General features: G+C 71.3%; 8 protein-coding genes. 3 read left to right on the forward strand and 5 right to left on the reverse strand.

All coding sequences use genetic code 11. The annotated features are described in order from the left end of the window. Positions 1-129 precede the first annotated feature (129 nt). Positions 130-1,314: a site-2 protease family protein gene (locus ACFY3L_RS01475; RefSeq protein ID WP_389317345.1), complete on the reverse strand. Its 1,185-nt coding sequence runs from the start codon at positions 1,312-1,314 to the stop codon at positions 130-132. 375 nt (positions 1,315-1,689) lie between these two features. Here ACFY3L_RS01475 and ACFY3L_RS01480 point away from each other — a divergent pair, with 375 nt between their 5' ends. Further along, the gene (locus ACFY3L_RS01480) at positions 1,690-2,280 is read left to right on the forward strand and encodes a hypothetical protein (protein ID WP_389317348.1); all 591 of its coding nucleotides are present in this window, start codon (positions 1,690-1,692) and stop codon (positions 2,278-2,280) included. A 783-nt stretch (positions 2,281-3,063) separates the two neighbouring features. Continuing rightward, positions 3,064-3,477: an MscL family protein gene (locus tag ACFY3L_RS01485; protein WP_389317350.1), complete on the forward strand. Its 414-nt coding sequence runs from the start codon at positions 3,064-3,066 to the stop codon at positions 3,475-3,477. 129 nt (positions 3,478-3,606) lie between these two features. Here the strand turns inward: ACFY3L_RS01485 and ACFY3L_RS01490 are convergent, their stop codons facing one another. Continuing rightward, positions 3,607-4,002 carry a hypothetical protein gene (locus ACFY3L_RS01490; protein ID WP_389317353.1) on the reverse strand — a complete coding sequence of 132 codons (396 nt, stop codon included), beginning with the start codon at positions 4,000-4,002 and terminating at the stop codon, positions 3,607-3,609. A gap of 284 nt (positions 4,003-4,286) precedes the next feature. Between ACFY3L_RS01490 and ACFY3L_RS01495 the strand changes: the two genes are divergently transcribed. Next, a complete protein-coding gene (locus tag ACFY3L_RS01495) occupies positions 4,287-4,853 on the forward strand; it encodes a type VI immunity family protein (RefSeq protein ID WP_389317356.1) in 567 nt (188 codons plus the stop codon). A gap of 380 nt (positions 4,854-5,233) precedes the next feature. On the opposite strand, the gene ACFY3L_RS01500 is transcribed toward ACFY3L_RS01495, so the two are convergent. The 3 genes from ACFY3L_RS01500 to ACFY3L_RS01510 form a co-directional block, all read right to left on the reverse strand. Further along, a complete protein-coding gene (locus ACFY3L_RS01500) occupies positions 5,234-5,800 on the reverse strand; it encodes a hemerythrin domain-containing protein (RefSeq protein ID WP_389317359.1) in 567 nt (188 codons plus the stop codon). Between the two features lie 234 nt (positions 5,801-6,034). Continuing rightward, a complete protein-coding gene (locus ACFY3L_RS01505; protein WP_389317362.1) occupies positions 6,035-7,270 on the reverse strand; it encodes an MFS transporter in 1,236 nt (411 codons plus the stop codon). Between the two features lie 701 nt (positions 7,271-7,971). Then, entirely contained in the window at positions 7,972-9,750 is a 1,779-nt protein-coding gene (locus tag ACFY3L_RS01510) for an Hsp70 family protein (protein WP_389317364.1), read from the reverse strand. Positions 9,751-9,796: the final 46 nt, after the last annotated feature.

Below are 9,796 nucleotides of genomic sequence, written 5' to 3' on the forward strand. Positions count from 1 at the left end.
CGGGGCATGCCCCGGTGCTGCGTCTGGGATCTACCACTGCCAAATCTACTCGTGACCGGCTCGCGATCGGCGGCAGATCGCTGCAGCGGTGAGCCGCCGCCAGGCGATGTGCCCTGTGCCGTTCGTCTGTTACTCGTGGCGATTCGCCGGCGCGTAGGTTCCCGACGTGGCCGCGTCTCCTCCGCCGCGGTCCGGTGTGATGCCCAGTTGGGCCAGCTCGTTGGCGCGGGCCACGTCGCCGGGAGTCACGACTCCGGTCAACCGGCCGTTGGCCACGACCGGGACCAGCCGGCCGGCCAGCACCGCCGGGGCGGCGTCCATCAGGGGAACGGCCGGGTCCAGCACGCGGGTCCGGTCGACCGGTGCCGAGACGTCGGCCAGTCGTGTCCGTTCCCGGTCGGTGCTGGAAACCTTGGCGAGCCTGGTGAGGCTGACCAGGCCGACCAGGCGTCCGTCCAGGTCCAGGACCGGGAAGATGCGGTGCGGGTGGCGGCGCGCCACGGTGGCGACGAAGTCCGCGACGGACTGGCTGCTGTAGCCGCACGCGGCCGGTGCCGTCATGACGTCGCCGACCCGAACCCCGGCCAGCGTCTTGCGCAGCATCACGTCGGTGGCTTCCGCGCGGGCGGCCGACGCGACGAACCAGCCCAGCACCATCAGCCACAATCCGCTGAGATTGGCGGCCAGCAGCAGCTCGAGGAGGCCGGCGGTGATCAGCAGCGCGCCCAGCACCATCCCCACCCGGCCGGCGGCGCGGCGGGCGGCCGCCCGGTCACGCCACACCCACCACAGGACGGCGGCGAGCACCCGGCCGCCGTCCAGCGGTGCGCCAGGCAGCAGGTTGAACACCCCGAGAATGCCGTTGACGACGGCCAGCCACGCCAGCCCGGTCACCGCCAGCGGGCCGGCGCCCGATGCGGAGGCGACCGCCGCGCCGGCGGCGAACACCCCGGCACCGGCCAGGCTCACCACCGGCCCGGCCAACGCGATCAGCAGGTCGGCCCGGGCGTGCGGAGGCTCGCCGTCCAACTCGGACATGCCACCGAGCATCCACAGGGTGATGCCGCGTACCCGGACTCCGTAGTGCCGGGCGACCAGTGCGTGGCCGAGCTCGTGAGCCAGCAGCGCGGCCAGGAACAGCGCCGCCACGACCACCGCCACACCCCAGTACACGGCCGTCGCGTACCCCCGCGCGCCGCCGGGCAGGATCACCGACGCCAGCCCCTGCACCAGCAGCAGCATGATGACGAAAACGGACCAGTGCACCCCGATCGGAATACCGGCGAGCCGGCCCAGCCGGGCAGTCTGCCGCATCGCCACCACCGACCTCCCGTAACGGCGCCCCGGCCCGCAGCCGCACGGACCCGAGCCAGTGGCATCCTTCCGTTGCTACCCGCAGGCCGGCGACCTCGAACCGCCCCGCAACGGTTTACCCGGGCCGCCGAGGCGACTGAACCCAGATCGCCCACTGAGCGGTGACATGTAGCCGATCGGAAGATCGCTCACGGTCACCACAATGGTGAAGAGTTGGCGTGGATGCGAGTAGCACCATTCATTGAGGAAGGACTCGTCCTGAAGCGGGTCAGGGTCTCGTCGCCATGTGATGATCGCGTCGGTGCTGGTCAGATCGTTCCATGCGGTGACGGCGCCGCTGTAGCGCACGGGCCGTGACCGCGAAGGAGGAGCCCGGTGCCCGACTCGGCCGACCTGGCCTGTTACGACCATGAGCTCGTCCTGCCCCTCGGTTGGTTCATGCACGGGGACGGCCCGCAGAGCCGTTGGTTCTTCTACGCCGACGGCCGGCCCGGCCCGTCCCCGCAGCGCACGAGGGCACTGTGGCGGATGCTCGCCGAGCACGCCGGACACGACGTCCGGCTGCTCGGCGAGGAGACCGACTGGGCCGAGGCGTACGACTTCCCGCGCCTGCCCGACGTCGGCGGTCTCGGCGACATCGCGTTCGAGCAGTACCTGGACGGCTGGCCGCGCAGCAGGTCCGCGCCGGTCACCGGCCCGGACCTGCGGCCCGTGTCGCTGGTCAGCATCGAGGACGCGGTGGCAATGCCGCTCGGCTTGCTCGACGCGGCCGGGGCCCCGGACGAGCGCTACCTCGTGCAGCCGGACGGATCGCCGAGCGAGGGCGTCCCGCTGCTGACCCGCGCGGTGTGGCGGATGCTGGCCACGCACGTGTACCGCGACGTCCGCCTGGTGCTGGACGTCCCGAGCGGGTTCGAGCGGCTCGACGAGCACTTCGGCGTCGAGGCCTGGCCGGATGCGGACTGACCGGCCCCGCCGCGTTACCGGGCAATATCGAGCATCGCGCGCGGGTCGCCGATGTAGGCGGCTGCAGGAGCCAGCGTGCGAAACATCCTTCGTCCTGCAACTCGGTGTACCAGCGCACGGCGAGCCGGCACGCGGGGTGCCTGGCCGTCAGGGGCAGGCCGGAGTCGATGCCGCGGGTGGGTCGTCCGTGGGCTGCCTGGAGCGGTCCCGGGTGGGCCGGAAGAAGTGGGTCCGCGCCTACTGAGACACCCAGTCACCTTCGCGGCACCGACGCCGACGGTCACGCCGACACGCAGACGCAGATTCGAGGACTTCTCAAACACGTTCGGACACCGGAACGCTGCCCCCACAGCGGACGGACATCGGCAGTGTCCCTCCTTCGCAGTGTCTTCTTCGACCCTGGCCTGGGTCGCCATCGCCGAGGCGCGGACCCGGTCCGCCCGCATGCCGCCCCACCAGGCGCGGTCCTCGTCGTCGGCGAAGCACCACGTGCTGGCCGTCGCGGTGACGTCGGTGAAGCCCGCGCCCACGACAGCATCCGCCGGCGTCGGGCTCGCCGCCGTTGGCGCGGGCCATCTTCCGTGGCAGGTGATCAGGACCTTCGACAAGCCAGCTCATCCCAGACGGGAGGCACTTCCTCATCTCTGATCATGAACTGCGGACGGCCTTGACGAAGGGCCGAGGCCAACCGCTGATCACGCGGGCCGCGGTCGCCGCCTTTGCTGGTTTAGGTTCGCGCCGGTTCGGTAGAGAAGGCCGAGCAGCGGCCACGCGGGGGTGCGGATGTTGAAGGGCTTCAAGAACTTCATGATGCAGGGCGACCTGATCGTCGTCGCCGTCGGTCTGGTGGTCGCGCTGGCCTTCAGCACGTTGATCAAGGCCTTCACCGACAGCATCATCACGCCGCTGGTCAACGCGGCGGCAGGCGGCGGCGCGACGGGCAAGGGCATCGGCTGGACCGTGAACGGCCAGCGGATCGACCTGGGTGCGTTCATCGGCGCCCTGATCTACTTCGTCATCTTCATGGCCGTCATCTACTACCTGATCGTGGTGCCGTACCGGGCGTACATGCACAGGCGCGGCAAGACGGTGTTCGGCGACCCGCCCCCGACCAAGACCTGCCCGGACTGCCGGATGGAGGACGTGCCGGCGAGCGCGGTTCGCTGCCCGCACTGCACGAGCGCCCTCGCTGGCTGAGGCGGGCGCCGGCGTCAGCTTCCAGGTCAGGGCCTGTCGTTTCCGCCCGCCCCCTCGTACGGGGCCGCGGCGGAGCGGGTCCTCACCATGGCCGGGGCCACCGCGTTGCCCCGCACCGCCGTCAGCACGTCACCACTTGTTCTTGTCGCCGTACACGCTGTCCTGATAGGCCTTCTGGTAGTCCTGCTCCTTGGCCCACTCGCTGTACGTCTGGCCGCTGCCCGACGCCGACGATCCCTCCGACGCCGGCTCGCTCGTGGTGTCCGTGGTGTCCTCGGAGTAACCGGAAGCGGTGTCGTCGGAGTAATCGGAAGCGGTCTCGTCGGCATAGCCAACCGGGACGTCGTCAGGGGTCACGACCCCGTCGGCCACGCCGTCGCCGTCCTCGTCGTACACCGCGATGTCGCCGTAGCCGTCGCCGTCCACGTCGGCAACCACCAGCGTGCTGCCGTCACTATATTGGGTGACCTCGACGACGTCGTTCACACCGTCGCCGTCGACGTCGTACTCGTAGATCTCACTCATGCGACGGCACGGTAGGCCGTCGTGTCAATAGTGCCGTTTCAGGTCCCGCACGATCAGCAGCGGAACCGCCGCGATCTTCCCCTCGGCCAGCTCCGCCCGCTGCACGCGCCGTCGAGTGGGTCGTTGCCGGCTGCGTGGTGTGCGGCGGTACGGTGACGCTGATCCTGATCGGCATCGGCCTGCCGCCCAAACGAAAGCCTGACCGTCACCGGCCGGTCAGGCTCGGGACGGCGTGACTGCGGAGATCGCGGGGCGCCCGCCGTTGGCAGAGCCTGGTGCTGGACGTGACCCACAATGCGAGTGAGTCGCCGGGGTGGCTGGCCCTGTCCGGCAATCCGTTGGTGTCGTCGTTTCTCGACCCGGCGACCGGGCTCGACGAGCAGCGGCTGTGGCTGGAGGCGTTGTTCGCCTTCGCCGACCGCGTCAACCCCGGGTTCGGTCACATCAGCCTGTACTACGACGGGGGACGCACAGCGCTGGAGGATGCGGTGCCCACCACGATGCCGTTCGTGGCCCGGTACCGCGAGTACGCCCTCAACGAGTGCCGGCAGTACCTGCGGGGGTATTCGTGGGTGACGATCGTCCCGGAGGAGTTGCTGCCCCGCCTCGGCGGCGTGTCCCGGCTGCGGGACAGTGGCGCGTTCACGCAGGTACGCCCACTCGCCAGCGGCGGCGTCTGGCTGCAGGCGACTGACGACTACCGCGAGTTCGACGACGCTGCCCTCGGACCGGTCTTCGAGGCGGTGGCCCCGGCGCTGCGTCCCGGACTGCCCCGCGACCTGCCGACGATGCACGGCACGAACCCGTTGCGCGTCGTCCTGCGCGACGCCGCCGAACTCGGAGCGCAGTGACCCGGTGGGCACGAGCTACGAAACGCTCCTCGTGACCGCGAGCGGTTGAGGCGACCATCGTGCCCGTCGCCGACCGGCGGGTGGCGGTAGTACCCCGCAAGGGTGACCAGGATGTTGCCGACGCGCGGCGCTCGCGGCGGCGGTGAGCGGGCAACCGCACTGCGCCGTCCTGGTGTCCGAGGTGATGGACTCGGACCTGGTCGTGTGCCTGGTGTACCACGGCGGTCGCCGCGAGCACCGATACGTGTCGAAGATTTCATCGGGCTTACATCGAAGTAGGGCCGGCATCGGCAAAGTCAATGCGGCCGTCGGCGGCGCTCCCGGCCGGGAAGCGCACGGCAGAGCCACCCCGCGAGGTGGCCCGGCCGTGGTTTGGGTCGTCAGTCAGTGTGCGACTGCCGCCAGTCGCGGATCGCGTCGCGCATCTTGTCGAACACGGCGACCGGCGGACCGAGCACCACGTTGGCCACCGGAGACTCACCGGCGGCGGGGTGCGGACGGGTCGGCGAGACGGCCTCGGCGGCCCGCACGGCGCCGGCCATGCGGCGAAGCCGGTCGGGGTCGGTGTTGCGGCGCAGCTCGGGGAACTCGTCGCGCTCCTCGGACGTGGCGTGGGCGAGCACGGAACGCTCGAGCTCGGCGAACTTCGCCTCGAATCCGGGACCGTCGACACCGAGGTCGTACAGCTCGGACAACACGTGCTTCGCCTCGCTCTCCTCCCGCAGCCGGGCGTCGACGACCGCGTCGCCGGCCTGGTGGCGGGCCGCCGGGTGCACGACCTGCTCCTCGGCGCTCTCGTGCACGGCGAGCAGCCGGACCAGACGCTGGAACGCCTGCTCCTTCGCCTCGCCCTGGGCGGTACGCACGTCCGCGAACAGCGCCTTGATCTCGTTGTGCTGGGCGAGCAGAAGATCGACGACATCCTGCTCGTGTCGGGTGGTGGTCATGCCGTTCCCTCCGGTCGGATACGCGGGCCACCGGCCCGCTACCCGGTCCGTGAGCGGGTAAGCGGCGGGTGCGGAGGACCATCGCAAGCACATCGGCGAACCGGCGTCGGGTGGTCGACGGTCGCTGCTGGGCATGGGTCGTTGCCGCTGCGCGCCGCGGTCCTCGGGTGATTCTCGGCCGTCTCGAACACCGGCGCGCATCTGCGCCGAATCGGCGCTGCCCGGAGGCTGCGGTCAGGATGCCGCCGGCTCGGGGTGAACCGGTGCGGGCCACCGGTGCCGCGCACCCTTGAGGGCCATGCCCGCGGCGATGCACGCCGCCGCGGTCAGCGCGCCGGCCATGACGAGGGTCTGGCGCGGGCCGACCCATTCGGAGAGCCAGCCCAGCAGTGGAGCACCGAGGGCTCCGGCGAGCGAACCCGTCACCGACATGGCGGCCAGCATCCGGCCGCGCATCTCCGTGTGTGTGTCCAGCTGCACGCGAGCGGACACCGTGGTGTCGATCAGCACCGCGCCGGCGCCGATTAGCAGCATCGTGGCGGCGAAGCTCCACACGCCGATCGACAGCCCGGAGAAGAGTTGCAGCAGGCTGGTGGCCAGGCCGGTGCCGATCAGCGTCTGATAGCCCAGGTCCGATCGCCAGGCCGCGATGAGTGAGCCGAGCACCGTGCCGACCGCGAAGCACATGGACAACAGACCGTAGCCGGATGGCCCGATGTGCAGCGGACCCTTGCTCATCGCCGCCATGGTCACCTGGTAGTTGCGTCCCAGGCTGCCGAGCACCGTTGCTAGGCCGAGCGTGATCAGGATGACCGGTTGCCGGAGCAGGTACTGCAGGCCGGCCCGGACCCCGTGGGCGATCGCGACCTCGACGTCGTGGACGCTCGAGGAAAGCGATCTGCCGTGTGGCGGCGCGGTCGCCGCGCCGGAGACGCCGTGGTGGGGCCGGATGGCCAGCAGCGCTATGACCACCCCCAGGAAACTGGCCGCGTTCGCGGCGAAGAGCAGCGCCGGTCCTACCGTCGCGGCCGCGATGCCTCCCAGTGCCATGCCCAGAATCCGGCCGCACGAGTTGACCAGTGAGCCGAGCGACAATGCGTTGGTCAGCGCGGCCGGCGCGACGATCGTGGAGCCGAACCGACCCATTGCGGGCCCCTCGACGGCGTTGACGACACCCCCCACGGCGGAGATGGCGTACACGAGCCCGAGGCCACCCACGTGGCTCCAGGTGACGGCGGCCAGTGACGCGGCGAGTGCGGCATGGATCAGCTGGGTGCACAGCAACAGCGGCCGGCCGGGCAGGCGGTCGGCGATCGCGCCGGCCCAGGGGCTCAGCAGCAGCACCGGCAGTGACTGCAGCAGCACGGTCAGGCCCATCAGGCCGGCGGATCCCGTGGCCTGCAGCACGTACCAGTTGACTGCGAGCGACTGCATCCAGGTGCCGCTGACCGACACGAAGCCGGCGCCCATCCAGATCCGGAAGTTGCGTTCGCGTAGCGCTATGAAGATGGTGCGCAGGTTGTCGTCCGTTTCTCCTCGGTTGGACGGCAGCGGCCACCCGCTCGCGACGTCCGGCCGGTCACCGGCCTTCGGCGACCATGTCGAGGCGCGAACAGACGGCGTTATGCCCGAATCGCGCCTTCGGTCTGCATATGTTGCAGGCGTGGGGCCCGGTTCGGCACGGTCAGGGCTGACGATGGTGAAGCAATTCACGTTTCGGCCGCCGGCGGAGCGGGCGACCCGCTCGACAAGGGAAATGCCAGGGTTGCGACGGCTCGGAGGCCAAGTGCGTGCCGTCAGCCGGCGCCACCGTGCGATTCCGTGCGCGACGGCCAGACCCTTGCCCGACCACGGTCTCGGAGGCGTAACCGTCGGGCGCCGGGGTGGCCCCAGGATGGTGTACCTGTGGGCGGTGCCCCGGCCGTGGCAGCGAGCGGTGGCAGCAGGCCGTGGCAGGGCTCTGCCGAGGACGTCGCCACCGCGGAGTCAGCCCGTCGCGGTCAACGGATCGAATCCGCTGCACGACGACCGCGGCGCTCACACGCTACTGCCGGGGCTGCGTGACTCCTGTACGCGGGTGCGCCGTTCGCTGATGCGGGTGCCACCGAACTCGCCGCCGACAGCTACCGCGTACGGTGCTGTTCGCGCGGTCTGCGGCGGCGGTCAGCCGGTCAGCCTGCTGCCGCAGGGGCGGGGGTTGCGTCGCGGCGCGTGTTGACGGCGCGGACGAGGGCGATGCCGCCCGCGATGCCGAGCGCTGTCGGGACGAGCGCGGCGATCAGTGGCGCGGGGCCGCCGTCGCCGCGGGACACGATCGAGAGGACGATCAGCGGGATCAGGGCGGCCATGGTGGGGACGCCGAATGCCCACGCCACGCCCCGGACGGTCGTCGGGCGGCCGGGGCGGAGGAACAGCGCCGTGACGGCGAGCAGCGCGGCGGGGATGAGCGCAGGCAGCGAGTTGATGTCGTCCTCTGCCGGCATGGTCAGCCCGGCGCCCACGAGCAGCACCACCAGGACCCAGGCCCACGGGATGGCCAGCCTTCGGACGAGCTCACCGGCCGCGACGAGTTGCACGACCATGAGCGGGGCGAGCCACCACGGGAAGGGGGCGTCGTCGACGTCGAAGTGCGCGTCGACGGCGGCGGTGATGGCCAGGGCAAGCAGCAGGACCGCCGCGGCGGTCCCGGCGGCGAGCCAGGTGGCAAGCGGCCCCTTCCCGGCACGCTCAGGCGGGGGCGCCGCCGGCCGCTGCGCCACGGGTGCAGCCACCAGGGGTGGGGGAGTCACCGGCGCGGGCGCAGGCGGTGTGGGCGCAGGCGGTGCTGGCGTGGGCGGTGCGGGCGTGGGCGGTGCGGGCGTGGGCGGTGCTGGAGCGGGGCGCGTGCGGCTGCCGGTCAGGGCGCCCTCGCACACGACGAGTTGGGGTTGCTCCAGGATCACCGGCGGGAGACCCAGCTCGCGGTGCAGCATCGTCGCGATCTGTGGCATGAGGCTGCCGCCACCGACCAGGAACACCGCCGCGAGCTGTCCCTCGGCCAGGCGGCTCTCGCGCAGGGTCGCCGCCGCGGTGTAGACAGTGCGCCGCAGCAGTGGAGCTGCGGCCTCCTCCAACTCGGCGCGGGTGACCATCACGTCGCGGCCCAGGCCGCTGATGTGCATGGCGGTGCCCGGCTGGCGGGAGAGCAGTTCCTTGGTGTCGCAGGCGTCCTGCCACAGCAGGATGCGCTGGCGGCGCTGTTCGGCGTCGGTCGGGTCGAGCAGTTGCTGCCAGCGGTCCGTCTCCTCGGGGCGGACGGTTGCGGCGGCCAGCTGCACGACGACGGCGTCGAGGTCGAGACCGCCGACGTCGTCCAGGCCGCGGTAGGCGAGCGCCTCAAAGCCGGTCTCGGTGCGCCGGACGACGGTGGCGTCGAAGGTGCCGGCGCCCAGGTCGTACACCAGGACGCACTGTCCTTGCTGGACCTGCCGGCCGGCCAGACCGGCGAGGTAGGTGGCGGCCGCGACCGGTTCGGCGAGGAATGTCGGATCGGTGATGCCGGCGTCTGCCGCCGCCGCGGCGAGGACCGCGCGCCGGGCGGGACCCCAGGCCACCGGGTGCGTGACGGTGACGGGACCGATCGGCCCGCCGGCCGCCTGCTCCGCTTCGCGTACCACCCGGCCGATGGTGGCGGCGATCAGCTGCTGTACCGGATACGCCGTCTCGCCCAGCAGGACCTCGAGCTCGTCGATGCGCCGCTTGGGGTTGGGTTCGTAGCGGGCCGGGTCGTGCCGGGCGGACCGTAGCGCGTCGCGGCCGGTCAGCAGTCGCCCTGTGTCGTCGGCCCACACGGCCGAAGGGAGCAGCGGTGTGCCGTCGAACAGCAGCGGCCGGGTCCGGCCGTCGGGCCAGCGAAGCAACGCCACCGTGTTCGACGTACCGTAGTCGATCGCCAGATCAACGTCCCGCATCGCGCGAGCATAGGCAATCGCCCACGCCGTCAGGACCAACCGAACG

Origin of the sequence: Dactylosporangium sp. NPDC000521 (assembly GCF_042898305.1) — a bacterium.
Taxonomy (GTDB): Bacteria; Actinomycetota; Actinomycetes; order Mycobacteriales; family Micromonosporaceae; genus Dactylosporangium.

What these genes read in the sequence shown, in the direction of transcription:
- ACFY3L_RS01505 (WP_389317362.1), bottom strand. Translation starts at nt 7,270, where the DNA reads ATGGGCGCCGGCTTCGTGTCGGTCAGCGGCACCTGGATGCAGTCGCTC.
- ACFY3L_RS01490 (WP_389317353.1), bottom strand. Translation starts at nt 4,002, where the DNA reads ATGAGTGAGATCTACGAGTACGACGTCGACGGCGACGGTGTGAACGAC.
- ACFY3L_RS01485 (WP_389317350.1), top strand. Translation starts at nt 3,064, where the DNA reads ATGTTGAAGGGCTTCAAGAACTTCATGATGCAGGGCGACCTGATCGTC.
- ACFY3L_RS01510 (WP_389317364.1), bottom strand. Translation starts at nt 9,750, where the DNA reads ATGCGGGACGTTGATCTGGCGATCGACTACGGTACGTCGAACACGGTG.
- ACFY3L_RS01500 (WP_389317359.1), bottom strand. Translation starts at nt 5,800, where the DNA reads ATGACCACCACCCGACACGAGCAGGATGTCGTCGATCTTCTGCTCGCC.
- ACFY3L_RS01475 (WP_389317345.1), bottom strand. Translation starts at nt 1,314, where the DNA reads ATGCGGCAGACTGCCCGGCTGGGCCGGCTCGCCGGTATTCCGATCGGG.